Source organism: Pseudolysinimonas sp. 10J20-29, assembly GCF_055809595.1.
The window spans coordinates 1,178,376-1,204,036 of the sequence record NZ_CM147917.1; the positions used below are offsets into that span (position 1 = coordinate 1,178,376).

The 25,661-nt window shown below is 70.6% G+C and carries 28 protein-coding genes; all 28 read left to right on the forward strand.

Annotated elements, in window-relative coordinates; all coding sequences use genetic code 11:
• The 28 genes from ruvX to rpoZ all read left to right on the forward strand — a co-directional run bounded on the left by ruvX (position 1) and on the right by rpoZ (position 25,650).
• Positions 1-462, forward strand: coding sequence for a Holliday junction resolvase RuvX (gene ruvX / locus AC0L6Y_RS05725; protein WP_473557487.1), 462 nt, complete (start codon positions 1-3; stop codon positions 460-462).
• A 3-nt stretch (positions 463-465) separates the two neighbouring features.
• Positions 466-1,686 (forward strand): endolytic transglycosylase MltG, encoded by a 1,221-nt coding sequence (gene mltG / locus AC0L6Y_RS05730; protein WP_473557493.1) that lies wholly within the window; start codon positions 466-468, stop codon positions 1,684-1,686.
• Between the two features lie 20 nt (positions 1,687-1,706).
• Positions 1,707-1,841, forward strand: a complete 135-nt coding sequence (locus AC0L6Y_RS05735; protein WP_473557498.1) for a hypothetical protein — start codon at positions 1,707-1,709, stop codon at positions 1,839-1,841.
• Positions 1,834-2,679 carry a shikimate dehydrogenase gene (locus tag AC0L6Y_RS05740; protein ID WP_473557502.1) on the forward strand — a complete coding sequence of 282 codons (846 nt, stop codon included), beginning with the start codon at positions 1,834-1,836 and terminating at the stop codon, positions 2,677-2,679. Before AC0L6Y_RS05735 ends, AC0L6Y_RS05740 begins: the two co-directional genes overlap by 8 nt.
• Before the next feature lie 13 nt (positions 2,680-2,692).
• Positions 2,693-3,898: a chorismate synthase gene (gene aroC / locus AC0L6Y_RS05745; protein WP_473557507.1), complete on the forward strand. Its 1,206-nt coding sequence runs from the start codon at positions 2,693-2,695 to the stop codon at positions 3,896-3,898.
• Entirely contained in the window at positions 3,895-4,398 is a 504-nt protein-coding gene (locus AC0L6Y_RS05750) for a shikimate kinase (protein WP_473557511.1), read from the forward strand. The genes aroC and AC0L6Y_RS05750 overlap by 4 nt, the downstream gene beginning before the upstream one ends.
• On the forward strand, positions 4,380-5,468 hold the full coding sequence (gene aroB, locus AC0L6Y_RS05755; protein ID WP_473557517.1) for a 3-dehydroquinate synthase: 1,089 nt from the start codon (positions 4,380-4,382) through the stop codon (positions 5,466-5,468). Before AC0L6Y_RS05750 ends, aroB begins: the two co-directional genes overlap by 19 nt.
• 73 nt (positions 5,469-5,541) lie before the next feature.
• On the forward strand, positions 5,542-6,864 hold the full coding sequence (locus AC0L6Y_RS05760) for an FAD-binding oxidoreductase (RefSeq protein ID WP_473557524.1): 1,323 nt from the start codon (positions 5,542-5,544) through the stop codon (positions 6,862-6,864).
• Positions 6,865-6,894: 30 nt separating this feature from the next.
• The gene (locus AC0L6Y_RS05765) at positions 6,895-7,335 is read left to right on the forward strand and encodes a type II 3-dehydroquinate dehydratase (protein ID WP_473557530.1); all 441 of its coding nucleotides are present in this window, start codon (positions 6,895-6,897) and stop codon (positions 7,333-7,335) included.
• An 82-nt stretch (positions 7,336-7,417) separates the two neighbouring features.
• The gene (gene efp / locus AC0L6Y_RS05770; protein ID WP_473557536.1) at positions 7,418-7,981 is read left to right on the forward strand and encodes an elongation factor P; all 564 of its coding nucleotides are present in this window, start codon (positions 7,418-7,420) and stop codon (positions 7,979-7,981) included.
• On the forward strand, positions 7,981-8,394 hold the full coding sequence (gene nusB / locus AC0L6Y_RS05775) for a transcription antitermination factor NusB (RefSeq protein ID WP_473557543.1): 414 nt from the start codon (positions 7,981-7,983) through the stop codon (positions 8,392-8,394). The genes efp and nusB overlap by 1 nt, the downstream gene beginning before the upstream one ends.
• Positions 8,395-8,398: 4 nt before the next feature.
• Positions 8,399-9,064, forward strand: a complete 666-nt coding sequence (locus tag AC0L6Y_RS05780; RefSeq protein WP_473557550.1) for an HAD family hydrolase — start codon at positions 8,399-8,401, stop codon at positions 9,062-9,064.
• A 132-nt stretch (positions 9,065-9,196) separates the two neighbouring features.
• On the forward strand, positions 9,197-10,156 hold the full coding sequence (locus tag AC0L6Y_RS05785) for a phosphate/phosphite/phosphonate ABC transporter substrate-binding protein (protein WP_473557556.1): 960 nt from the start codon (positions 9,197-9,199) through the stop codon (positions 10,154-10,156).
• A gap of 75 nt (positions 10,157-10,231) precedes the next feature.
• Complete coding sequence (gene phnC / locus AC0L6Y_RS05790) at positions 10,232-11,035, forward strand: phosphonate ABC transporter ATP-binding protein (protein WP_473557560.1); 804 nt, start codon at positions 10,232-10,234, stop codon at positions 11,033-11,035.
• A complete protein-coding gene (gene phnE, locus AC0L6Y_RS05795) occupies positions 11,032-11,847 on the forward strand; it encodes a phosphonate ABC transporter, permease protein PhnE (protein ID WP_473557565.1) in 816 nt (271 codons plus the stop codon). The genes phnC and phnE (AC0L6Y_RS05795) overlap by 4 nt, the downstream gene beginning before the upstream one ends.
• Positions 11,844-12,713 (forward strand): phosphonate ABC transporter, permease protein PhnE, encoded by an 870-nt coding sequence (gene phnE / locus AC0L6Y_RS05800; protein WP_473557571.1) that lies wholly within the window; start codon positions 11,844-11,846, stop codon positions 12,711-12,713. Before phnE (AC0L6Y_RS05795) ends, phnE (AC0L6Y_RS05800) begins: the two co-directional genes overlap by 4 nt.
• Before the next feature lie 87 nt (positions 12,714-12,800).
• Entirely contained in the window at positions 12,801-13,655 is an 855-nt protein-coding gene (locus tag AC0L6Y_RS05805) for an ABC transporter ATP-binding protein (protein WP_473557578.1), read from the forward strand.
• Positions 13,656-13,701: 46 nt separating this feature from the next.
• Positions 13,702-14,721: an aliphatic sulfonate ABC transporter substrate-binding protein gene (locus tag AC0L6Y_RS05810; RefSeq protein ID WP_473557583.1), complete on the forward strand. Its 1,020-nt coding sequence runs from the start codon at positions 13,702-13,704 to the stop codon at positions 14,719-14,721.
• Positions 14,722-14,726: 5 nt separating this feature from the next.
• A complete protein-coding gene (locus tag AC0L6Y_RS05815; protein WP_473557589.1) occupies positions 14,727-15,632 on the forward strand; it encodes an ABC transporter permease in 906 nt (301 codons plus the stop codon).
• Between the two features lie 168 nt (positions 15,633-15,800).
• The gene (gene pyrR / locus AC0L6Y_RS05820) at positions 15,801-16,352 is read left to right on the forward strand and encodes a bifunctional pyr operon transcriptional regulator/uracil phosphoribosyltransferase PyrR (RefSeq protein ID WP_473557595.1); all 552 of its coding nucleotides are present in this window, start codon (positions 15,801-15,803) and stop codon (positions 16,350-16,352) included.
• A 5-nt stretch (positions 16,353-16,357) separates the two neighbouring features.
• Positions 16,358-17,335: an aspartate carbamoyltransferase catalytic subunit gene (locus AC0L6Y_RS05825; protein ID WP_473558291.1), complete on the forward strand. Its 978-nt coding sequence runs from the start codon at positions 16,358-16,360 to the stop codon at positions 17,333-17,335.
• Positions 17,332-18,639 carry a dihydroorotase gene (locus AC0L6Y_RS05830; protein WP_473557599.1) on the forward strand — a complete coding sequence of 436 codons (1,308 nt, stop codon included), beginning with the start codon at positions 17,332-17,334 and terminating at the stop codon, positions 18,637-18,639. The genes AC0L6Y_RS05825 and AC0L6Y_RS05830 overlap by 4 nt, the downstream gene beginning before the upstream one ends.
• Positions 18,632-19,141 (forward strand): PH-like domain-containing protein, encoded by a 510-nt coding sequence (locus AC0L6Y_RS05835; RefSeq protein ID WP_473557602.1) that lies wholly within the window; start codon positions 18,632-18,634, stop codon positions 19,139-19,141. Before AC0L6Y_RS05830 ends, AC0L6Y_RS05835 begins: the two co-directional genes overlap by 8 nt.
• The gene (gene carA / locus AC0L6Y_RS05840; protein ID WP_473557606.1) at positions 19,138-20,286 is read left to right on the forward strand and encodes a glutamine-hydrolyzing carbamoyl-phosphate synthase small subunit; all 1,149 of its coding nucleotides are present in this window, start codon (positions 19,138-19,140) and stop codon (positions 20,284-20,286) included. Before AC0L6Y_RS05835 ends, carA begins: the two co-directional genes overlap by 4 nt.
• Positions 20,286-23,588 carry a carbamoyl-phosphate synthase large subunit gene (gene carB, locus AC0L6Y_RS05845; protein WP_473557611.1) on the forward strand — a complete coding sequence of 1,101 codons (3,303 nt, stop codon included), beginning with the start codon at positions 20,286-20,288 and terminating at the stop codon, positions 23,586-23,588. Before carA ends, carB begins: the two co-directional genes overlap by 1 nt.
• Positions 23,585-24,469: an orotidine-5'-phosphate decarboxylase gene (gene pyrF, locus AC0L6Y_RS05850; protein WP_473557614.1), complete on the forward strand. Its 885-nt coding sequence runs from the start codon at positions 23,585-23,587 to the stop codon at positions 24,467-24,469. The genes carB and pyrF overlap by 4 nt, the downstream gene beginning before the upstream one ends.
• Positions 24,457-25,359 carry a guanylate kinase gene (gmk, locus tag AC0L6Y_RS05855; protein WP_473557619.1) on the forward strand — a complete coding sequence of 301 codons (903 nt, stop codon included), beginning with the start codon at positions 24,457-24,459 and terminating at the stop codon, positions 25,357-25,359. Before pyrF ends, gmk begins: the two co-directional genes overlap by 13 nt.
• 33 nt (positions 25,360-25,392) lie before the next feature.
• Positions 25,393-25,650, forward strand: coding sequence for a DNA-directed RNA polymerase subunit omega (gene rpoZ, locus AC0L6Y_RS05860; protein ID WP_473557625.1), 258 nt, complete (start codon positions 25,393-25,395; stop codon positions 25,648-25,650).
• Positions 25,651-25,661 lie beyond the last annotated feature (11 nt).

Sequence of the window (25,661 nt, forward strand, 5' to 3'; positions counted from 1 at the left end):
GTGCGCCCCGGAGTCCGCCTCGGCGTCGATGTCGGCCGCGCGCGCGTCGGGGTCGCCGTGTGCGACCGTGACGGACTGCTCGCCACCCCGGTCGTCTCGCACCCGCGCGGGAAGGACGATGAGGGGGCGTTCCGGGCGCTCATCGAGGAGTACGCACCCGTCGAGATCATCGTCGGCCTGCCGCTCTCGCTCGCCGGCACGGACACGCCCTCGACGGCGGACGCCCGGGAGTTCGCACGGTGGCTGACGACGCTCGGAGGCCCGCCGGTGCGGCTCGTCGACGAGCGGATGTCGACCGTCAGCGCCCAGCGCGGACTGCACCAGGCGGGGCGGAATACGCGCACCTCGCGCGCCGTGATCGACCAGGCGGCCGCTGTTATCATCCTGCAGAACGCCCTCGACTTCGAGCGCTCGGCCGGTCGCCCGGCTGGCGCGGCGGTCGCCCCTGACGAAGGACTCTGATTCGTGGCTCAAGAACCCAGCTGGGACGACATCTTCCGGCCGAGCGGGACGCCGACATCCGGATCGAACCCGAACGGCGCACCCGTTCGGCCGACGACTCCCGCGGTCCCCGCGCAGCCCAGCGAGCTGTGGGAGCCGACGCCCGCACGTCCCGACGCGGCCGCGCCCGCCGCTCGACCGGATACGGCGTCGCCCGCCGCCGCGGCGGATGACGCCGGGGTGCCGCGCTCGCGCCGTGCCGCACGCGAGTCGGCCCGCCAGGGTCGCGGCTCGCACGGAGGCGGGGGAGACCGCGGTCCGCGCCGTCGTCGCAACCTCTGGTGGCTCTGGACGCTGATCGCGCTGCTGGCGGTCGGCATCGGTGGGGCGGCCACGGTGTGGGTGCTCTACGAGGACAAGGTCCGCGAGGTGCTCGGCTGGGAGCTGCCGAACGACTACGAGGGAACCGGCAACGGCGTCGAGGTCACCATCGTGATCCAGAGCGGCGACATCGGGTCCGATGTCGCCAAGACCCTCAACGAGGCGGGGGTCACCATGACGTTCGATGCCTTCTATGACCTGCTGCTGACGCGTCCCGACGTCAGCTTCGAACCCGGCAACTTCCTGTTGCAGGAGCAGATGAGCGCGCAGGCGGCGCTTGACGCTCTTCTCGACCCGGCGAACAAGATCACCAACACGGTGACGATTCCCGAAGGCACCTCGTACGAGGATGCCTTCGCCTTGATCGCCTCGGCGACCGACATCACGGTCGACGAGCTGCTCGCGGCGGCTGCCGATCCGACAGCGTTCGGGGTGCCCGCCGAGGCCCCGAACCTCGAGGGCTGGCTGTTCCCGGCGACTTACCCCCTGGATCCCGGGGTAACGGCGGACGAGGTGATCCAGCGACTCGTCGACGAGATGCTCACGCGGTTGGACGCGCTGGGCGTCGACCCCGAGGACCGGCTCGAAGTGCTCATCAAGGCCTCGATCGTGCAGCGCGAGGCCGGATCGAACATCGACGACTTCTACAAGGTCGCGCGTGTCTTCCAGAACCGGCTCGACCAGGGCTGGCGGCTCGAATCCGACGCGACCGTCGCTTACGGAACCGGCAACACGCACACCGTCTGGACGACGGGCGAGGAGCGTGCCGATGCCAGCAACCTCTACAACACCTATGCCAATGACGGGCTGCCGATCGGACCGATCGGGCTGCCGGGGGAGGCAGACGATCGAACGCGGCGCTGAACCCCGCCGACGGCCCATGGATGTTCTTCGTTCCGATCAACCTCAAGACCGGTGAGACGGTGTTCTCCGAAACGGTCGCCCAGCACGAAGCGGCGGTCGCTCAGCTGCAGGCCTGGTGCCGCGCGAGCACGGAGAACGCGGCGTACTGTGCCTGAGTCGCCCGAGCTCCGCCTCGCGGTGCTCGGTTCGCCGATCTCGCACTCGAAGTCGCCCGCGCTGCACGCGGCCGCGTACCGCGTGCTGGGGCTCGACTGGAGCTACGAGGCGATCGAACTGGATGCGGCGCAGCTCGGCGACTACGTGGCCGGCCTGGACGCGTCCTGGCGGGGCCTGTCGCTGACGATGCCGCACAAGCATGTGGTGCTCTCGCTGCTCGATGACCGCGACCCGCTCGTGGATCTCGTGGGCGCGGCCAACACGCTGCTGCTCGACGACGGAGCGCGACGCGGCTTCAACACCGACGTGGAGGGCATCGTGCGCGCCTTCGGCGATCACGGCGTGAGCGCGCTCGACACGGTCGAGATCCTGGGCGCGGGCGCGACCGCGCAGAGCGCGCTGGTCGCCGCCAGTCAGCTGGGGGCGCGCGCCGCGCGTGTCGTCGTGCGGGACCTCGCCCGCGCGGAATCGCTGATTCCGCTCGCCGAACGGCTGGGAATCGAGCTCACGCGGGCGCACTTCGGCGATCCCCGCGGCTCGCAGAGCCCGGACGCGGTCATCTCGACCCTCCCCGGCGGCACGTCGATCGACCACGAGTTCTCTGCAGAGCTTCGCGCCAACGCCGTCCTGTTCGATGTCGCCTACGACCCGTGGCCGAGCGCCCTCGCGGCCTCGTGGCAGCAGGCCTCCGGGCGGGTCGTGAGCGGTCTCGAGATGCTCGTGCACCAGGCCGTGGCACAGGTGCGCATCTTCGTCTCGGGGTCCGCCGACGTCGCCCTGAGCCGCGAAGACGAGGTCCGCGACACGATGCGGTCGGTCGTCGGGCTGGGAACCTGAAAGAATCGACGACATGCTTCGTTGGTTGACCGCCGGGGAATCGCACGGCCCCGAACTCGTCGCGATTCTCGAGGGCATGCCCGCGGGCGTGCCGATCTCGCCTGAACAGATCCAAGACGACCTGCAGCGTCGCAAGCTCGGCTACGGCCGGGGCGCGCGCATGAAGTTCGAACAGGACGAGCTCTCGATCTCGGGCGGCATCCGCTTCGGCAAGACCGTCGGCGGCCCGGTCGCGCTGCGCGTGGGCAACACCGAGTGGCCGCGCTGGGTCGACGTGATGAGCGCGACGCCGGTCGACCCGGAGACCCTGCCGAAGGGCCGAGGGGCCGCGCTGACGCGCCCCCGCCCGGGCCACGCCGACCTCGTCGGCATGCAGAAGTACGACTTCCCCGAGTCGCGCAACGTGCTCGAGCGCGCGAGCGCCCGCGAGACGGCGGCCCGGGTCGCCCTCGGCGCCGTCGCCCGTGCTTTCCTCGCCGAGCTCGGCGTGCGCCTGGTCGCGCACACCCTCTCGATCGAGACGGTCCGCGTGCCCGACGGCGCCGCGCTGCCCACACCCGATGACGTGGACGCCCTGGACGCCGACCCGCTGCGCTGCTTCGACGCGGCCACGAGCGCCGAGATGGTGGCGCGCATCGACCGCGCCCACGACGACGGCGACACGCTCGGCGGCGTCGTCGAGGTGCTCGCGTACGGTCTGCCGCCGGGACTCGGTAGCTACGTGCACTGGGACCGTCGACTGGATGCGCAGCTCGCGGCCGCGATCATGGGAATCCAGGCGATCAAGGGCGTCGAGATCGGAGACGGCTTCGAGACGACGCGCCGCCCCGGATCGCAGGCGCACGACGAGATCGTCACCGCCGACGGCGTCATCGGGCGACTCAGCGACAAGGCCGGCGGCACTGAGGGCGGCATGTCGACCGGCACGCTGCTGCGCGTCCGCGCCGGCATGAAGCCGATCGCGACCGTTCCGCACGCGCTGCGCACCGTCAACGTCGCCACCGGCGAGGAGGCGGCCGCGCACCACCAGCGCTCGGACGTCTGCGCCGTGCCCGCCGCCGGTGTCGTCGCCGAGGCGATGGTCGCCCTCGTGCTCGCGAACGCGATGCTGGAGAAGTTCGGCGGCGACTCGATCGGCGAGACGCGCCGCAACCTGGACGCCTACCTGGCGGCGATTCCCGAATCGCTTCGCACCGCCTCCGCGACGGTCACCGAGTGAGCGCAGTGCACCCCGCGGCCGTCTTCATCGGTCCGATGGGCGCCGGGAAGACGCGCATCGGCAAGCGCGTCGCGCGGCTTCTGGGCACCGGATTCACCGACACCGACAAGGTCGTCGTCGCCGCGCACGGGCCGATCCCCGAGATCTTCGAGACGCACGGCGAGGCGCACTTCCGGCGCCTCGAGCGCGCGGCGGTGGCCGCGGCGCTGGGGACCGACCACGTCGTCTCGCTCGGCGGGGGAGCCGTGCTGGACTCCGACACGCAGGCCGACCTGGGCGAGCTGCCCGTCGTCTACTTGACGGTGACCGCCGAGACGGTCGCGCCGAGACTCGCTGACGGCAGCCGTCCGCTGGTGAAGGACGGCATCGAGAGCTGGCAGCGCATCTTCGACGCCCGCCGACCCATCTACGAGCGACTTGCGCACCTCACGGTCGCCACCGACGGTCGCCGCAACGACGACATCGCCCAGGAGGTGGCCGCATGGCTGCAGACGCCGTGAGTGCAACGACGATTCACGTGGCCGGGACCCCCGGCTACGACGTGACGATCGGGCGGGGGCTGCTCGACACGCTGCCGACCCAGCTCGGCGCCGCGGTGGCCCGCGTTCTGATCGTGCACGCGCCGACCCTCGGTGCGCGCGCCGAGGCGCTGCGCGAGCAGCTGTCCACGCAGTACCAGGTCTATCTCGCCGAGATCCCGGATGCCGAAGGTGCCAAGCGCGTCGAGGTCGCCGCGTTCTGCTGGCAGATCATGGGCCAGACCGACTTCACCCGCAGCGACGTCGTCATCGGCCTGGGCGGCGGCGCGACCACCGACCTTGCCGGCTTCGTCGCCGCGACCTGGCTGCGCGGTGTCGACGTGATCCAGGTCCCCACCACCGTGCTCGGCATGGTGGATGCGGCGGTCGGCGGCAAGACCGGCATCAACACGGCCGAGGGCAAGAACCTCGTCGGGGCGTTCCACGCGCCGCGGGCGGTGCTCTGCGACCTCGACCTGCTGAACGGCCTGCCGAAGAACGAGATCCTCGCCGGCTACGCCGAGGTGGTGAAGGCCGGGTTCATCGCCGAGCCGGAGATCCTCGACATCGTGGAGGCCGACGTCAACGCTGCGACCGATCCGACCACGGCGGAGTTCCGGCGCTGCCTCGAACTCGCGATCGCAGTCAAGGCGCGGGTCGTGGGCGAGGACTTCACCGAACAGGGACTGCGCGAGATCCTGAACTACGGGCACACCCTCGGTCACGCGATCGAGCACGCCGAGCGCTATCAGTGGCGGCACGGCGCCGCGGTCGCGATCGGCATGATGTTCGCCGCGGAGTTGTCGCGACTGACGCGCTCCCTGAGCGACGAGGAGGTGGATCGGCATCGCCGCATCCTCGAATCGCTGAGCCTTCCCACGAGCTACCCGCTCGGGCGATGGAAGACGCTCTACGCGACGATGCAGCGCGACAAGAAGGCGCGCGGCTCCATGCTGCGCTTCATCGTGCTCGACGCGATCGGCCGTCCGACGACCCTCAACGGCGTCGACGAATCGCTGCTGTTCACCGCGTACCAGGAGATCGCCGAGTAGGTTCTCCCGCGCCCGAGAGGGGTGGACAGGAAGGTCCTCTTGACGCCGCGGCGCGAGTGCTTACGCTGGCCCCATGAGCGTTGAGGATCTCCTCGGCGACGAGCCGGGTGCTGTGATTCGTCCGGGTGACGACGGCTATCTTGAAGCCGCCACCTCGGAGTCCCGGGTGGGCAGTCCGCTCGCCATCGTGCGACCGCGCACCCCCGCCGGCGTGGCGAGCGCCGTCCGCGCGGCGACGCGCGAGCGGCTGCCGATCTCCGTCCGCAGCGGGGGCCACACGGCCTGGGGCACCAACGACGGCGGCATCGTGATCGACCTCGCGGAACTGGCCGACATCGAGGTGTCCGGCGACCTCGTCCGCGTCGGCGGCGGTGCGCGCTGGGGCGACGTCGCGATCACCCTCGCCGAGCACGGTCTGGCGCTGTCCTCGGGCGACACCGCGAGCGTCGGGGTGGGCGGACTCGCCCTCGGAGGCGGCATCGGCTGGATGGTCCGCTCGCAGGGGCTCACCATCGACAACCTGCTCGGCGTCGAACTGGTCACGGCATCCGGCGAGGTCGTCCGCGCCGATGACGGGCAGAACCCGGAGCTGTTCTGGGCGCTCCGCGGCGGCGGCGGCAACTTCGGCATCGTCACCCGCTTCGACTTCCGCGCGCGTCGCCTCGGGGCGATCATCGCGGGCACCTTCGACTATGACCTGGGCGACCTCGTCCCGGTGACCCGGCTGTGGCGCGACGTGATGGCCGCGGCGCCGGACGAGCTCACCGCGACCCTCGTCTCCATGCCGCCGCTCGGCCCCGAGATGCCCGCCTCGCTGCAGATCATCGCCGCGTGGGCGGGGGATTCGATCGAGGCGGCGCGCGCCGCGACGGCCGCGTTCGCCCGGCATCCGGGGGCTCGGGGCGGGGAACTCGCCGCGGTGCCGTACCGATCGCTGCTCGATGACGACATCGACATGGGCGGCCCGCCGCCGCTGATGGCCTTCACCTCGGACTTCTTCGGCCGGTTCGATGACCAGCTCGTCGAGGAGCTCGCGCGCGTCCACCGTGCGTTCGAGAACTCGATGCTCATGCTGCGCAGCCTCGGCGGTGCCTACAGTCGAGTCCCGCGGGACGCGACGGCCTTCGCCCACCGCGACGCCGACGTGCTGGCCCTCCTCGTCGCGTTCTTCCCGCCGGACGCGCCCGCGGAGCTCTCCGACGCCGTCTACGCCCAGTGGCGGGACGCGACGCGCGACCGGAGTCTCGGGACGTATGGGAACTTCCGGAACGACGAATCGCCCACGCTGCTCGACGAGATGTACCCGTCGGCGACGCTGGCGCGACTGCGCGCCGTGAAGAAGGTGTGGGATCCCGAGAACGTCTTCACGCACAACCACAACATCGTCCCGGTCTGAGCCGCGCGCGCCTTCGCTAGGCTCGCAGTCATGACGCGCGTCTTCGTTCTCAACGGACCCAACCTCGGTCGCCTCGGCAGCCGGGAGCCGGAGGTCTACGGGCACCAGGATCTCTCGGCGCTGCGCGTGATGCTCGCGAGCGACCCGAGTGCCGAGGGCATCGAGATCGACCTGCGGCAGACCGACGACGAGGGCGAGCTGATCGGATGGCTGCACGAGGCGGTCAACGCGAACGCGCCGGTCATCCTGAACCCGGCGGCCTTCACGCACTACAGCTACGCGCTGCGCGACGCCGCCGCGCTCGTCACCAAGGCGGGCCTTCCGCTCGTCGAGGTGCACATCTCGAACCCGCACGCGCGGGAGACCTTCCGGCACACCAGCGTGATCTCGGGCATCGCCTCGGGCGTCATCGCCGGCTTCGGCTTCGACTCGTACGTCCTCGCCCTCGCGGCGGTTCGTCGGGCGAACTGACGCTCGTCTACACTCGACTGCGGCACTGCGGGGTCTCGATACGCCGCTTCTCGGCTACCCGACCCGCTCCAGGAGGCAAAACATGGCGACCACCAACGACATCAAGAACGGCAGCGTGCTGTCGATCGACGGCCAGCTCTGGAACGTCATCGAGTTCCAGCACGTCAAGCCGGGCAAGGGTGGCGCCTTCGTGCGCACCAAGCTCAAGAACGTGATGAGCGGCAAGACCGTCGACCGCACGTTCAACGCCGGCACCAAGATCGACTTCGCGACCGTCGACCGCCGCGACTTCCAGTTCCTGTACAAGGACGGCGAGGACTTCGTGTTCATGGACACGAGCGACTACGACCAGCGCACCATTCCGGCCGCCGTCGTCGGCGACGCCGCCAACTTCATGCTCGAGAACCAGATCGCGACCATCGCGACCCACGACGGCGAGGCGCTCTACGTCGAGCTCCCCGCCTCCGTCGTGCTCGAGGTGACGTACACCGAGCCGGGCCTCCAGGGCGACCGCTCCAGTGCCGGCACCAAGGCCGCCACTCTCGAGACCGGCTACGAGATCCAGGTTCCGCTCTTCCTCGAGCAGAACACCCGGGTCAAGGTCGACACCCGTGACGGGTCGTACCTCGGTCGCGTGACCGACTAGTGAGCGCACGGACCAAAGCCCGCAAGCGCGCGCTAGACATCCTCTTCGGCGCCGACGTTCGCGGCATTCCGATCGCCGACCTGCTGGCCGACGAGTCGGTGCGCGCGGAGTCGCAGCCGCAGCGCGAGTCGTCGTGGCTGTACGCCCGCGAGATCGTCGCCGGGGTGCTGGAGCACCTCGACGAGATCGACACCGTGATCATCGAGCACGCGCAGGGCTGGAAGCTGGACCGGATGCCGGCCCTCGACCGCGCGCTCGCGCGCCTGGCGACCTGGGAGATCCTGTTCAACCCCGAGGTGCCGAACCCGGTGGCGATCTCGGAGGCCGTCGAAGCGGCGACGATCATGAGCACCGAAGACTCGGCGGGATTCCTCAACGGTCTGCTCGGCGGGGTCGCGCGCAGCCAGGAGTAACTACATGCGCGGCGCGCTCATTCTCGACTTCGACGGAACGCTCTGCGTCGGCGATGCGCCGGTGCACGAGTACGCGCGTCACGCCTTCGCGAACGTGCCCGATGGCGCGGCGCGGCTGTCGCGACTGGACGACTTCCTGGCCCACGGTGCCGGGCTCGACGCCGCCCGTGACGGCTACCAGGCCGTCGCGGCGCTCGCGCGCGAGGCGGAGGTCCCGCGCGCGGCGCTGCAGGAGGCGTTCCAGCGCAGCCGCGCCGACATCGCCAGCTGGATCGGCGAGGTGCGCGCCCCGGAGGGGATGCGCGACCTCCTCGCCGAGCTGAGCCACGTCTCCCGCATCCTCATCACCAATTCGCCGGCCGGGGGACTCGACCAGGTGATCGACGGGCTCGGCCTCGCCGACGTGCTCGATCAGGTCGTGACCGACGCCCGGAAGCCTGCGGGCATGGCCGCCGCTCTCGACCGCGCGGGCGTGCGCGCCTCAGGCGCCGCACTGGCGAGCCTCGGCGACATCTGGGAGAACGATCACGCCGAGATCCAGGCGCGATCGGGAGTCACATTCCTGATCGATCGGCACCAGCGGGGCGACGGAACTCCGACGCGACGAGCCGCCACCGCGGAGGAGCTGTATCCGGCGATCCGCGACTGGGCCGCCGCGCTGTCAATGTAAACGTTGGGGAAATTCTCACTTGTAGCGCCCGGAAGCGATCCGAGGCACGCTTGAACGTGGGACGGTGCCCCCATGTGCGGGGCAGCTTTTCCAGCGCCGCATCTCGGCGGCGATTGAGGCATGGAGGACATCGTGAAGAAATCGTTCCTGACCCTGGCGACCGTTGCGGTCGCGGGTCTTGCGCTCTCGGCGTGCGCGCCGACCGAAGACGCGGCGCCGGAGGCACCGGAGACGCTCGTCGTCGGCCTGGTTCCGTCGCAGGACGTCGACCAGCTCGTCCTCGACGGCGAAGAGCTCGCGGGGCTGCTGGAGGACCAGCTCGACATGCCCGTCGACGTGATCGTCACCGACAGCTACAACGCACTCGTCGTCGCGATGCAGGCCGGTCAGGCCCACGTCGGCATGTTCGGTCCGATCGCCCTCGTGCAGGCCGTCGACCAGGCGGGCGCCGAGGCGGTTCTCCAGTCGGTCCGCTTCGGATCGAGCACCTACGTCACCCAGTGGTTCACCAACGACACGGACCGCTTCTGCACCACCGACATCGTCACCGACGAGGACGGCTACACCTTCTGCAACGGCACCGACACGGCCGAGTCCGGCCCCGTCGGCCAGGACGCGCTCGCGAACATCACCGAGGACGAGATCATCGCCTTCGTCGATGAGGGCTCGGCCTCGGGCTACTACTACCCGGCGACGCAGCTCCAGGAGGTCGGCCTCGACCCGTTCAACCTGAGCGGCGCGTTCTTCGCGGGCGGACACCCGAACGCGGTCAGCGCCGTGGCGCGCGGTGAGGCCACCGTCGGAACCAGCTACAACGACGCGCGCTCCAACGTCGTCGAGGAGATCCCGACCGTCGGCAGCGACGTCACCGTCTTCGCCTGGTCGACCAACATCCCGAACGACGGCATCGCCGTCGGCGGTGACCTGCCGGAGGACCTGAAGACGGCGATCACCGACGCGTTCCTCGCGATCGCCGACACCGAGGACGGCATCGCCATCCTCAACGCCATCTACAACATCGACGGACTCGTGCCCGCCGACCTCGACGCGCTCGACGCAGCGCGCCAGGTCGAGGCCAACTTCGGCGAGTAGACCGAAGAAGTTCCGCAACTCGGGGGCGGCGCCGCGGCGCTGTCCCCGAGTTTCTCGATGGGGGAGGATGGGTCTGTGATCCGCTTCGCGAAGGTGTCCGTGCGCTACCCGAACGGGACCATCGGTCTCGACGAGATCGATCTCGAGATCCCCGACGGCCAGTTCGTCGTCGTGGTGGGGCTCTCGGGGGCCGGCAAGTCAACGCTGGTGCGCTCGATCAACGGTCTGGTGACCCCGACCGGGGGAGAGCTCGAGGTCTCGGGCCAGCGCGTCGACGGCGCCAAGAAGAGCGCCCTGCGGCGCCTGCGCTCCAAGGTGGGCATGGTCTTCCAGTCCTTCAACCTCGTGACCCGCACGAGCGTGCTGAACAACGTGCTGGTCGGCCGACTGCACGCGACGCCCACCTGGCGCGCCCTGCTCGGCTGGTATCGCAAGGCGGATGTCGAGCTCGCCTTCCAGGCGCTTGAGCGCGTGGGAATCGTCGAGAAGGCCTACACCCGGGCCTCGCAGCTCTCCGGCGGCCAGCAGCAGCGCGTCGCGATCGCGCGCGTTCTCGCCCAGCAGCCCGACGTGATCCTCGCCGACGAGCCGGTCGCCTCGCTCGACCCGCCCACCGCCAACCTGGTCATGCGCGACCTGCGCCGGATCAACCGCGACCTCGGCATCACCACCGTGGTCAACCTGCACTTCCTCGATCTGGCGCGCACCTATGCGCAGCGGATCATCGGGATGCGCGGCGGCAAGATCGTCTTCGACGGTCCGCCGGAGGACGCCGACGACGCCGTGTTCGCCGAGATCTACGGACGCTCGCTCACCGCCGAAGACCTGCTTCCCGATGCGGGAGCGGTGGCGGACGCGGCTCCCCGCGCCACCGCATGACCGCGGCCACCGCCTCTGCCGCGCCGAGTCGAACGGCGCGTCCGGCACGCCCGCGGCCCCCGCTCGGCGCGTGGTCGCTCATCGCGATCGCCGTCATCGTCACGATCGTGGCGGGCAGCGCGATCGACTTCACGATCCTGCCGCTGTTCACCGACACCGGCCGCGGCTGGTTCATCATCAGCCAGTTCTTCGCTCCCGACTGGAGCTTCCTCGTCCAGACCATCCAGCCGATGTCGGTCACCCTCGCGACCGCCGTCGTGGCGAGCGTGATCGGCACCGGCATCGCGCTCGTGGTGTCGTTCTTCGCCTCGACCGTCTCGAACCCCAACGCGATCGTGTACCGGGCGGCGAAGCTGATCCTCTCGGTCGGGCGCTCCCTTCCGGACGTCGTCTGGGGGCTGCTCTTCGTCGCCTTCGTCGGCATCGGCGCCCTCGCCGGCGTGCTGGCGCTCATCATGTTCAACATCGGCATCATCGCCAAGCTCACGGCCGAGACGATCGACGCGGTCGATCCGGGGCCGCTGGAGGCGGCGGATGCCTCCGGGGCGAACGTCGTGCAGCGCTCCCGCGTCGCCGTGCTGCCGCAGATCCTGCCCAACTACGTCTCGTACTCGATGTACGTGTTCGAGCTCAACGTGCGCGCCTCGGTGGTGCTCGGATTCGTCGGCGCCGGCGGCATCGGAACGCAGATCGCGGTCCAGCTCGCCCGGTTCAACTACGACAACCTCTCGGCGATCATCGTGCTGCTGTTCGTGGTCGTGTTCCTGATCGATCAGAGCTCCGGCTACCTGCGACGGAGGCTGGCCCGATGACCGCCACCGTGCCCGCGACGCGTCCGCAGACCGCGCGCCCGACGCCGCCCAAGAAGTGGCGCGTCATCACGATCGAGCTGATCGCGCTCGCCATCGTGCTGCTGTGCCTCTCGGCGATCGAGATCAAGTGGGAGCGGCTCGCGCAGTTCCCCGAGAACTTCGTCACCTACACCGGGCTGATGCTGCGCGGCGCGCTCAACAACCCGTTCGAGGCGCCCTACGCCGAGTACTGGCTCACCTCGCTCGAGTTCATGGGGCAGTCGCTTGCGATGGCGTGGGTCGGAACGGTGATCGGAGCGCTGCTGTCGTTCCCGATCGGGTTCCTCGCCGCCTCCAACACCGCGCCGCGCTGGATCGTGGTGCCGACCCGGCAGGTGCTCAACGCCATCCGCACCGTGCCCGACGTCATCTTCGCGATCGTCATCATGGTGCCGATCTTCGGCCTCGGGCCGCTGCCTGGAGCCCTCGCCCTCGGCGTCGGCTCGATCGGCACGCTCGGCAAGCTCACCAGTGAGGTGATCGAAGGCATCGACACCGGACCGGTCGAATCGGTGCGCTCCTCGGGAGCGAATCCGCTGCAGGTGATGCGGTGGGCGATCCTGCCGCAGGTGATGCCCGAGGTGATCGCGTTCTGGCTGTACCGCTTCGAGGTGAACATCCGCGCCGGGGCGATCCTCGGCGTCGTCGGCGCCGGCGGAATCGGCTCGCTGCTGTCGCGCGTGTTCGACCAGCGCGACTGGGATCGCATCGGAATCGCGCTCATCGTGATCATCCTCGTGACGATGATCGTCGACGCGATCTCCGGGGCGGTGCGCCACCGCATCATCGCCGGGGCCCCCACCGGGAGTGCCGGCGCCGTCGTGTGACGCCGTGAAAGACGAAGTGTGACGCAAGGTTTCGCTTCGTGACACGCCGCGTTGAGTTGCGGCGGCGATGTCCGTAACTTCACAGCCATGCCCGCCGTCACCTCCGTCGCCACCTCGCCCGCGCTCCGCGTCGGGCTGCGTGGCGTCGGCCGCAGCTTCCCGACCGACGCCGGGGACTCCCGCGTCATCCTGCGCGATGTCGACCTCGAGGTCCGCCCCGGCGAGATCGTCGCGCTGCTCGGGCCGTCCGGCTGCGGCAAGTCGACCCTGCTCCGTCTGATCAGCGGGCTCGACCGGCCGAACGCGGGCGAACTGCGCATCGACGGCGCCCCGGTGGCGGACGTCGACCAGCGCAGCGCGGTCGCCTTCCAGGAGCCGCGGCTGCTGCCGTGGCGCTCCATTCAGCGCAACGTCGAGCTCGGCCTGCCGCGCGGAACCGACCGCGCCGAAGGCACGGCTCGCGTCCGCGAGCTGCTGAAGCTGGTGCAGCTCGACCACGCCGCGGAGCTCCGCCCGCGTCAGATCTCCGGCGGCATGGCGCAGCGCGCCTCGCTCGCCCGCGCCCTGGCCCGCGGGCCGGGGGTGCTCCTGCTCGACGAGCCGTTCGGCGCCCTCGACGCGCTGACCCGGCTCACCATGCAGGACCTGCTGCTCGACATCCACGCGGCCGAGCCCGCGACGATCGTGCTCGTCACCCACGACGTCGACGAGGCGCTGCAGCTCGCCGACCGGATCGTGCTGCTGGGCACCCAGGAGGCGCATCCGGGCGCGTCGATCCGCCGCATCCTCGAGGTCGGCAAGCCCCGCCCGCGCGACCGCGCCGACCCCGGAATCGCGATCCTTCGCGCCGAGCTTCTTGACCTGCTCGGGGTCGAGACGCACCACCCCGAGAACTACATCACCAAGGCGATCAAGGCGCAGCGCGCGCAGCGCGGCAACTGAACGCACCCCCATCCCGCACCACCCACCACAGCACAAAGGACACCCCATGAAGAAGACCTTCCTGGCCGCCGCGGCGACCGCGGTCATCGCCTCGCTTGCCCTCACCGGCTGCGCTGGCGAGAACGCGACGCCCGACGCCGGCACGGGCGGCGAGTGGAGCAAGTCGACGCTCAGCCTCGACTTCGCCACCTACAACCCGCTCAGCCTCATCATCAAGGAGCAGGGCTGGATCGAGGACACCCTCGGCGACGACGTCGCGGTGACCTGGACCCAGTCGCTCGGCTCCAACAAGGCCAACGAAGGCCTGCGCGCCGGTGCCCTCGACGTCGGCTCGACGGCCGGATCGGCGGCGCTGCTGGCGCGGGCCAACGGCTCGCCCATCCAGACCATCGGGATCTACACCCAGCCCGAGTGGTCGGCGCTCGTCACGCTGCCCGGCAGCGGCATCGAGTCGGTCACGGACCTGCGCGGCAAGACGGTTGCGGTCACCATCGGCACCGACCCGTACTTCTTCCTGCTGCAGGCGCTCGACGAGGCGGGCGTCGACCCGAGCGAGGTCGACATCCAGAACCTGCAGCACGCCGACGGCGGCGTGGCGCTGGTCAACGGCAGCGTCAACGCGTGGTCGGGTCTTGACCCGATGATGGCCGCGCACGAGCTCAACGACGGCGTGGAGCTGTTCTACCGTCACGTCGAGTTCAACACCTACGGGTTCCTCAACGCGACCGAGGACTTCATCACCAACAACGCCGACCTCGCGCAGGTCGTCGCCGACGCCTACGAGAAGGCGCGCGCCTGGGCTCTGGAGAACCCGGACGAGACCGCGCAGCTGCTCGCCGACGTCTCCGGTCTCGACCTCGAGGTCGCCACGGTCGTGCTCCTGGAGCGCACCGTCATCGACCTCGACTTCGCTCCCGGCGCCGCGCAGTACTCGGTGCTCGAGGTCGTCGGACCGATCCAGGTCGCCAACGGCGACATCCCGTCGCAGGAGCAGGCCGACGCCGCGCTCGAGACGTTGTTCAACACGACGTTCGCCGACGCCGCCGACCCGAGCCGGGTGGGCTGATCACGATGGCGGCCTCTTCCAAGACCTTGACCGGTGACGCGACGGTACGCGGCGGCAACGCCGGGCCCTCCGCCGACCCGCAGGTGACGGGGGAGGCCGCCACGCTCGCCGCCGCCGGCCGGTTCGGCTCGTCCGGGATCGAGCGCCCGCGCCCCGGCCGTCGCGCCGGATCGCGAGCGGCGCTTGGCGCGATCATCCCGCTCGCGCTGCTCGCCCTCTGGTGGGCGGCGTCGCACCTCGGCTGGGTGCCGCTGTTCAAGCTGCCCACGCCGGAGTCGCTCGTCGTCGCGGCGATCGACCTCGCCCAGCGCGGACTGCTCTGGGAGCACATCGGCATCTCCACCCAGCGGGTCTTCCTCGGCTTCGCGATCGGCGCGGTCGCGGGCCTCGCGCTCGGCTCCCTGGTCGGGCTGTCCCGACTCGCCGACGGCTTCCTGGCGGCGACCGTCGGGGCAGCCCGCGCGGTCCCGTCGCTCGCCTGGGTGCCGCTGCTCATCCTCTACCTGGGCTTCGGGGAGGACTCCAAGGTCACCCTGGTCGCGATCGGCGCGATCTTCCCGGTCTACACGACCGTGGCCGGAGCGCTCCGGCACGTCGACCCGCACCTGGTCGAGCTGGGGCGGGCCTACGGGTTCCACGGCATCCGGCTGCTGTTCACGGTGCAGCTGCCCGCCGTCATCCCGGCGATCGTGTCGGGGCTCCGGCTCGCGCTCGCACAGGCGTGGCTGTTCCTGGTCGCCGCCGAGCTGCTCGGCTCGACGATGGGCCTCGGGTTCCTGCTCATCGAGTCGCAGAACAACGGCCGCATCGACCGGCTCTTCCTCGCGATCATCGTGCTCGCGATCCTCGGCAAGCTCTCCGACGCCCTCATCGGCCTCCTCGAGCGCGCCCTCCTCTCCCGCTGGGGCTAGCCCCCGGCCCCACCGTTTTCAGGAGGAAGTGTGACGGATGTGGCAGAAGCGTCCCATCGACGTGACGCGCGCCACATCCGTCACACAAACTCCTGAAAAGGGAAGTGCTAGTGTGAGCGGAGTTTGACCACCTTTAAGTCCGTCCGGGAGGCGGGGAAGGAGGTCCGGATGCGCACGCGAACCGTGCTGCAGCAGGACGACATCCAGAGGGCTCTCACCCGCATCGCGCACGAGATCCTCGAAGCCAATCGCGGAGCGTCCGATCTCGTGCTCCTGGGCATCCCGACCCGGGGCGTGCTCCTCGCTGAGCGCCTCGCCGCCACGCTCGAGAAGCTCGAACCCGGCTCCGCCGCGGTCGGCTCCCTCGACGTCACGATGTACCGCGACGATCTCGCCGCCCAGCCGACCCGCACCCCGCACCCGACGCGGATCCCCGCCGGCGGCATCGACGGCAAGACAGTCGTGCTCGTCGACGACGTGCTGTACTCCGGCCGGACCATCCGCGCCGCCCTCGACGCGCTGAACGACCACGGTCGCCCGCGCGCCGTGCGTCTCGCCGTGCTCGTCGACCGCGGGCACCGCGAACTGCCGATCCGCGCCGACTACGTCGGCAAGAACCTGCCGACCTCGACGACGGAGCGCATCAACGTGCACCTCGCCGAGACCGACGGCGACGACCTGATCGCGATCTCGGCGCCCGATGAGGGGGAGACGCGATGACCGAGCTGCGCCACCTGCTGAGCGCGCACCAGCTCGACCGCGACACCGCGATCGCGATCCTCGACATCGCCGAGGACATGGGCGACGTCGCCACGCGCGCCGTGCCGAAGTTGCCGACGCTGCGCGGCCGCACCGTCGCCAACCTGTTCTTCGAGGACTCCACGCGCACCCGCCTGAGCTTCGAATCGGCGGCCAAGAAGCTGTCGGCCGACGTCATCACCTTCAGCGCGAAAGGCTCGAGCGTGTCGAAGGGCGAGAGCCTGAAGGACACCGCGCAGACGATCGCCGCGATGGGCATCGACGCGGTCGTGCTGCGGCACAGCGCCTCGGGCGCCGCGCACACCCTCGCCACGAGCGGCTGGATCGACGCGGCCGTCGTGAACGCCGGCGACGGCACCCACGAGCACCCCACTCAGGGCCTGCTCGACGCCTTCACGATGCGCAAGGCCCGCCACGGCGCCGCCTCCCGCGGCAAGGACCTCGAGGGCCTTGCCGTCACGATCGTCGGCGACGTGCTGCACTCGCGCGTCGCGCGCAGCAACGTCTGGCTGCTGACGACGCTCGGCGCCCAGGTGCACCTGGTCGCCCCCTCGACCCTGCTGCCGACCGGCATCGCCTCCTGGCCGGTGACGACGGGATCCAGCCTCGACGAGGCGATCGCGGCGAAGCCGGACGTGCTGATGATGCTGCGCATCCAGCAGGAGCGGATGCACGCCGCCTTCTTCCCGCACGAGCGCGAGTACGCCCGCCAGTGGGGCCTCGATGACGCCCGGTTCGCCCAGCTTTCGCCGCATACGATAGTGATGCATCCCGGACCGATGAACCGCGGTCTCGAGATCTCGGCGGCGGCCGCCGATTCGCCGCAGTCGCGAGTTCTCGATCAGGTCACCAACGGGGTGTCGATTCGAATGGCGGTGCTCTACCTCGTGCTCTCGGGAACCTCGTCGAACGCACCCACCACGACCGGAGGCCCCAGCGCATGACCATCCTGATTCAGGGCGCCACGCTCCCGAACGGCGAGTCGACCGATCTGCTGATCCGCGACGGCGTGATCGCCGAGCGCGGTTCCGGGATCGCCGCCTCGGGCGCCCAGGTGATCGACGCGAACGGCCTCCAGGCTCTGCCCGGTCTCGTCGACCTGCACACCCACCTGCGCGAGCCCGGCTTCGAGCAGAGCGAGACGGTTCTCACCGGCTCGCGCGCGGCGGCGGCGGGCGGCTTCACCGCCGTGCACGCGATGGCGAACACCTTCCCGGTGGCCGACACCGCGGGCGTCGTCGAGCAGGTCGCCTCGCTCGGCGCTCAGCACGGCTACGTCACGGTGCGCCCGATCGGCGCGGTCACGGTCGGCCTCGCGGGGGAGCGCCTCAGCGAGATCGGCGCGATGGCGCAGTCGCGCGCGCAGGTGCGCGTCTTCAGCGACGACGGCAAGTGCGTGCACGACCCGCTGCTGATGCGGCGCGCGCTCGAGTACGTCTCGACCTTCGGCGGCGTCGTCGCCCAGCACGCCCAAGAGCCGCGCCTCACCGAGGGCGCCCAGATGAACGAGGGCGAGCTGTCGAGCCGCCTCGGTCTCGCCGGCTGGCCCGCCGTCGCCGAGGAGTCGATCATCGCCCGCGACGTGCTCCTCGCCGAGCACGTCGGCGCCCGACTGCACATCTGCCACCTCTCGACCGCGGGCAGCGTCGAGGTGGTGCGCTGGGCGAAGGCGCGCGGCATCCCGGTGACGGCCGAGGTCACCCCGCACCACCTGCTGCTGACCGAGCAGCTGGTCGAGAGCTACGACCCGCGCTTCAAGGTGAACCCGCCGCTGCGCCGCGACGAGGACGTGCACGCGCTGCGCGCCGCGCTGGCCGACGGCACCATCGACATCGTCGCGACCGATCACGCGCCGCACCCCGTCGAGACGAAGGAGTGCGCCTGGGCGGAGGCCAGCTTCGGCATGGTCGGCCTGGAGAGCGCGCTGAGCGTCGTGCAGGAGGCCGTCGTCGACAGCGGCCAGCTCTGCTGGGCCGATGTGGCGCGCGTGCTCTCGAGCGCGCCCGCCGAGATCGGTCTGCTCGACGGCTACGACGCCGCGTTCGAGGTCGGCAGCCCCGCGCACGTCACCCTCTACGACCCGAGCGCGCGCTCCGACTTCAGCACGGAGCGGCTTCGCGGCAAGGGCATCAACTCGCCCTACCTCGGCCGCTCGCTCCCGGGCCGCGTCGTGGCGACGCTGCACGGCGGCGTTCCGACGGTGCTGGACGGCGAGCTGCGGCCCGCCGAGGAGGTGTCGCATGGATAAGGTCCTGCCGACCCTGATCGTCGTCGCCGTGCTCGCGCTGGTGTTCGGCTCGCTCGCGATCGCCTGGCGCGCGCGGACGCGTCGTCATGCGAGCCTCGGCTCGCTGCCGACGCCGCCCGCCGAGCTCGGTGAGGCGCGCGCCAGCTTCGAGGCGCTGTACCTCGCCACGACGCAGGCCGAGCAGCCGTTGGAGCGGATCACCGTGCCCGGTCTCGGCTTCCGCGCCCAGGCGGTGCTCCGCATCCACGATGCCGGGCTCGAGCTCGACCTCGGCGGCCGCGCCGGCCCGGCGTTCATCCCGCGTGAGCGCATCGTCGGCGCCGGCCGCGCCAACTGGACGATCGACCGCGCCTCCGGCGGCGACCGCCTGGTGTTCGTGCGCTGGCTGCTCGGCGACGGCGACCTCGCGGTCGACTCGACCTTCCGCGCCTCTGACCCGGCGACGCTCGCCGACGCCCTGCTTGCTCTTCTTCCCGTTTCAACCGAAAGCGACGCCTCATGATCCGCCACGACCCCGCCGTTCTCGTTCTGGAGGACGGCACGCGCTACGCCGGCCACGCCTACGGCGCGCGCGGACGCACCCTCGGTGAGGCGGTCTTCGCCACCGGCATGACCGGCTACCAGGAGACCCTCACCGACCCGAGCTACGCCGGTCAGATCGTCGTGCAGACCGCGCCGCACATCGGCAACACAGGCATGAACGACGAGGACCCGGAGTCCCGCCGCATCTGGGTGGCCGGCTATGTCGTGCGCGACCCCTCCCGCGTGGTCAGCAACTTCCGCGCGCTCCGCTCGCTGGATGACGAGCTGGAGAGCACCGGCATCGTCGGCATCAGCGGCATCGACACGCGAGCGCTGACCCGCCGCCTGCGCGACACCGGCTCGATGCGCGCCGGGATCTTCTCCGGCTCCGACGCCGAGCTGGATGCCGAGGCGCAGCTGGCGCTGGTGCGCGAGGCGCCCGAGATGGCCGGCCAGAACCTGTCGGCCCAGGTCTCCGTGGAGGCCGCCCTGGTGACGCCCGCGGAGGGCGAGCGGATCGGCAACCTCGCGGTGCTTGACCTCGGCATCAAGCAGGCGACGGTGAACAACCTCGCCGCGCGCGGCTTCGAGGTGCACGTGCTGCCGCAGTCGGTCTCGCTCGACGAGCTGCTCGCCATCGACCCGGTCGCGGTGTTCTACTCGAACGGCCCGGGCGACCCGTCGGCGAGTGACGCCCACGTCGCGCTGCTGCGCGGGGTGCTGGACGCGGGCCTGCCGTTCTTCGGCATCTGCTTCGGCAACCAGCTGCTCGGCCGCGCCCTCGGCTACGGCACCTACAAGCTGCCCTTCGGCCACCGCGGCATCAACCAGCCGGTGCTCGACAAGGCGACCGGCAAGGTGGAGATCACCGCCCACAACCACGGCTTCGCGGTCGACGCCCCGCTGGATGCCCCCAGCGACAGCCCGAACGGCTACGGCAAGGTCGAGGTCAGCCACATCGGCCTCAACGACCAGGTGGTCGAGGGACTCAACGCCCTCGAGATCCCCGCCTTCTCGGTGCAGTACCACCCGGAGGCGGCGGCCGGTCCCCACGACGCCAATTACCTCTTCGACAGATTCCGCGACATGGTCGTGGCCCACCAGAGCAAGAAGGCCCAGAACTAGTGCCCAAGCGTCCCGACATCAACTCCGTCCTGGTCATCGGCTCCGGCCCGATCGTCATCGGGCAGGCGGCCGAGTTCGACTACTCCGGCACGCAGGCCTGCCGCGTCCTCCGCGAGGAGGGCGTCCGCGTCATTCTGGTGAACCCGAACCCGGCGACGATCATGACCGACCCGGACTTCGCCGACGCCACCTACATCGAGCCGATCAACGCGGAGGCGCTGGAGGCGATCATCGCGAAGGAGAAGCCGGATGCGATCCTGCCGACCCTGGGCGGCCAGACCGCGCTGAACGCGGCCATCGCGCTCGACGCGGACGGCATCCTCGAGAAGTACGGCGTCGAGCTGATCGGCGCCAAGGTCGAGGCCATCAACAAGGGCGAGGACCGTCAGATCTTCAAGGATCTGGTCATCGAGGCGGGCGCGGACGTCGCGCGCAGCTTCGTCGTCAAGACGGTTCCCGCGGCGGTGGAGGCCGCCGAGGAGCTCGGCTACCCACTCGTCGTGCGCCCCTCGTTCACCATGGGCGGGCTCGGTTCCGGGTTCGCGCACGACCGCGCCGAGCTCGTGCGCATGGTCACCGACGGCCTGCACCAGTCTCCGACGACCGAGGTTCTCCTGGAGGAGTCGATCCTCGGCTGGAAGGAGTACGAGCTCGAGCTCATGCGCGACACGGCCGACAACACGGTCGTCGTCTGCTCGATCGAGAACGTCGACCCGGTCGGCGTGCACACGGGCGACTCGATCACGGTCGCCCCCGCGCTGACCCTCACCGACCGCGAGTACCAGCGGCTCCGCGACATCGGCATCGACATCATCCGCGCCGTCGGCGTCGACACCGGCGGCTGCAACATCCAGTTCGCCATCGACCCCGCGAACGGCCGCATCATCGTCATCGAGATGAACCCGCGCGTCTCGCGCTCGAGCGCGCTCGCCTCGAAGGCGACCGGCTTCCCGATCGCGAAGATCGCCGCGAAGCTCGCGATCGGCTACCGCCTGGACGAGATCCCGAACGACATCACCAAGGTGACGCCGGCGAGCTTCGAGCCGACCCTCGACTACATCGTGGTCAAGGTGCCGCGCTTCGCGTTCGAGAAGTTCCCGAGCGCGGATGCCACCCTCACCACGACGATGAAGAGCGTCGGCGAGGCGATGGCGATCGGCCGCAACTACTCGACCGCGCTGCAGAAGGCGCTCCGTTCGCTGGAGAAGCGGGGGAGCAGCTTCCACTGGGGCGAGCAGCCGCGCTCGAAGGCGGAGCTCATCGAGGTCAGCGCGACCCCGACCGACGGTCGCATCGTCACGGTCCAGCAGGCGCTGCGCGCCGGCGCCACGGTCGACGAGATGTTCGAGGCGACCGGCATCGACCCGTGGTTCCTCGACCAGATCGTGCTGATCAACGAGGTGGCCGACGAGATCGCCGCGCACGACGCGCTCGATGCCGACCTGTTCCGGCACGCGAAGGACCACGGCTTCTCGGACGTGCAGATCGCGCAGCTGCGCGGTCTCGACGAGCAGCAGGTGCGCGACGCGCGCTGGGAGCTCGGCATCCGTCCCGTCTTCAAGACGGTCGACACCTGCGCGGGCGAGTTCCCGGCGCTCACGCCGTACCACTACTCGAGCTACGACGCTGAGACGGAGGTGGCGCCGTCGGAGGGCAAGAAGGTGGTCATCCTCGGCTCCGGCCCGAACCGCATCGGCCAGGGCGTCGAGTTCGACTACTCGTGCGTGCACGCGAGCTTCGCGCTCTCGGCCGCCGGGTACGAGACGATCATGATCAACTGCAACCCGGAGACGGTCTCGACCGACTACGACACCAGCGACCGGCTCTACTTCGAGCCGCTCACGCTGGAGGACGTGCTCGAGGTCATCCACGCCGAGTCGCAGTCCGGCGAGCTCGTGGGCGTCATCGTGCAGCTCGGCGGCCAGACCGCGCTCGGGCTCGCGAAGGGCCTGGAGGCGGCGGGCGTGCCGATCCTCGGCACCAGCCCGGAGGCGATCGACCTGGCGGAGGAGCGCGGGCACTTCTCGCGCATCCTCCGGGACGCGGGCCTCGTCGCTCCCCGCAACGGCACCGCGACGGATGCGCCGAGCGCGATCCGCGTGGCCGAGGAGATCGGCTACCCGGTCCTGGTGCGCCCGAGCTACGTGCTCGGCGGACGCGGCATGGAGATCGTCTACGACACGCCCAGCCTCGAGGACTACTTCGAGCGGGTGCGCGAGCACGCGATCATCGGCCCCGGCGCGCCGCTGCTGGTCGACCGCTTCCTCGATGACGCGGTCGAGATCGACATCGACGCGCTCTACGACGGCACCGAGCTCTACGTCGGCGGCATCATGGAGCACATCGAGGAGGCCGGGGTCCACTCGGGCGACTCGGCGTGCACCCTGCCGCCGGTGACGCTCGGGCGTGGCATCCAGGACCAGGTGGTCGACGCGACGCGCAAGATCGCCGAGGGCATCGGCGTTCGCGGGCTGATCAACGTGCAGTTCGCGATCGGCGCGGGCGTGCTCTACGTGCTCGAGGCGAACCCGCGCGCCAGCCGCACCGTGCCCTTCGTCTCCAAGGCGCTCGGCATCCCGCTGGCGAAGGCGGCGTCGCTCGTCATGGTCGGCAAGACCGTGCGCGACCTGGTCGCCGACGGCCAGCTGCCCGAGCACGACGGCTCGATCGTGTCGCTCGATTCGCCGGTCTCGGTGAAGGAGGCGGTGCTGCCGTTCAAGCGGTTCCGCACCCGCGAGGGCAACGTCGTCGACTCGGTCCTCGGGCCGGAGATGCGCTCCACCGGCGAGGTCATGGGCATCGACACCGACTTCCCGCGGGCCTTCGCCAAGAGCCAGGATGCGGCCTACGGCGGACTGCCGGAGAGCGGCCGGGTGTTCGTCTCGGTCGCCGACCGCGACAAGCGCGCCACCGTGCTGCCGATCCTGCGTCTCAGCCAGCTCGGCTTCGAGATCGTCGCGACGGAGGGCACCGCGGAGGTGCTCGCCCGCAACGGCATCCAGGCGACCACCGTGCGCAAGTACTTCGAGGGCCAGGTGGACGACGGCGGCGAGCCGACCGTGGTCGACCTGATCAACGCGGGCGAGATCGACGTCGTGATCAACACGCCGAGCGGTCGCACCGCGCGCGCCGACGGCTTCGAGATCCGCACCGCGACGGTCGCGGCCGACAAGCCGCTGTTCACGACGATCGCGCAGCTCGCGGCGGCCGTGGCGGCGTTCGAGATCAAGCGCGGCGACATCCGCGTGCGAAGCCTGCAGGACTACGCGGCCGATCGCGCGGTTCGCGAGGCCGCACGGTGAGCACGCTGACCGCCGGGACGCCGGGGGAGACCTTCGGCGCGCGCCTGGCGCGCGTGTTCGAGAAGCGCGGTCGCCTGTGCGTCGGGATCGATCCGCACGCGGCACTGCTCGCGTCGTGGGGCCTGCCCGACTCCGCGGCCGGCGTTCGGGAGTTCGGTCTGCGCGTCGTGGAGGCGTCCGCGGGAACCGCGGGCATCGTCAAACCGCAGATCGGCTTCTTCGAACGGCACGGCTCCGCCGGCTTCGCCGCGCTCGAAGACGTGCTGGCCGCGGCGCGGGCCGCGGAGCTGCTCGTGATCGCCGACGTGAAGCGCGGCGATGTCGGCAGCTCGGTCGACGCCTACGGGCAGGCCTGGCTGACGCCCGGTTCGCCGTTCGAGGCGGACGCAATGACCGCCGTCGCCTACCAGGGCATCGGATCCCTCGACGGGGTGCTCGCGCAGGCCTCGACGCACGGCAAGGGCGTCTTCGTGCTCGCGGCCACCTCCAACCCGGAGGCGACCGACGTGCAGACCGCCCGGGTGCAGTCCGGGCCGCAGGAGGGTCGCACCGTCGCCGCCGCCACGATCGCCGAGCTGCAGGCCCGGCGCACCGCGCCCAGCGCCGCCGCGCCGCTCGATGAGTTCGGCGTCGTCGTGGGCGCGACCGTGGATCTCGGCTCCTACGGCCTGGCGCCGGAGGACCTGGCGCGCACCCCGATCCTGGCACCCGGTTTCGGGCATCAGGGTGCGAGTTTCGCGGAGCTGCCGGCGCTGTTCGGCCCCGCGCTCACCGCGGTCATCGCCAGCGCCTCGCGCAGCATCCTCGCGGCGGGACCGGACGATCTGCCGGCGGCCGTCGCCTCGGCCGTGACGGAGGTCGAGGCCGCATGCCGCGCCTGACTCCGCCCGAGGTCGACCGCGTCGCCGCCTCCCGCGCCGCGGTCGCGGCCCGTCGGGCGCGCGCGGCGATCAAGCACGCCGTCGCGACGGGGGAGAAGCGCGCCCTCGAGGTCGCCGAGAGCGGCTGGGCCGCGGAGCCGAGTGCGCCGGAGGCGACCCTGCGGGTGCGCGAACTGCTGATGAGCATTCCCACCGTGGGCGCCACGCGCGCCGACCGCGCGCTCGACGAGCTCGGCATCGCGCACTCGAAGCGCGTCGGCGGGCTCGGCATTCGGCAGCGGGCGCGGCTGCGCGACTACCTGCTCACCCGCGAGGGCCGCGTCGAGACGCCGCACAGCCGCCTCGTCGTGCTCGCCGGACCGACGGCGGTCGGCAAGGGCTCGGTGTCGAGCTTCATCCGCGAGAACTACCCCGACGTCATGTTCAGCGTGTCGGCGACCACGCGCGCCCCGCGCCCGGGCGAGGTCGACGGGGAGCACTACTACTTCATCAGCGACGACGAGTTCGATCGCATGGTGCGCGACGGCGAGTTCCTCGAGTACGCGACCGTGCACAACGCCTACCGCTACGGCACGCCGCGCCCGCCCGTCGACGCCGCACTGGCCTCGGGCCGCAGCGTGCTGCTGGAGATCGATCTGCAGGGCGCCCGCGCGGTGCGGACGGCGATGCCGGAGGCCCTGCTCGTGTTCCTGCTGCCGCCGAGCTGGGAGGAGCTGGTGCGCCGACTGGTCGGTCGCGGCACCGAGCCGCCGGCCGAGCAGGCGCGTCGATTGGAGACCGCGAAGGTCGAATTGCGCGCCCAGGACGAGTTCGATGTGCGTGTTGTGAACCGCGACGTCGGCCAAGCGGCGCGCGAGGTCGTAGAATTGCTGGCAGTGCCCGGCGCCTGAGCCGTGGCGCGACGACTCTCCGGAAGGAAACCCATGGCTGACAAGAGCAAGGGCATCATCGACCCGCCCATCGACGAGCTGCTCTCGCGCGTCGACTCGAAGTACCAGCTCGTGATCTTCGCGTCCAAGCGCGCGCGCCAGATCAACGACTACTACGCGGACCTCCACGAGGGCTCGCTGTTCGACAACGTCGGACCGCTCGTCGACTCGACGATCGAGGACAAGCCGCTCTCGGTCGCACTCCACGAGATCAACGAGGACAAGCTCGTCCTCACGCGCACCGCGGAGTAATCCGGTCCTGC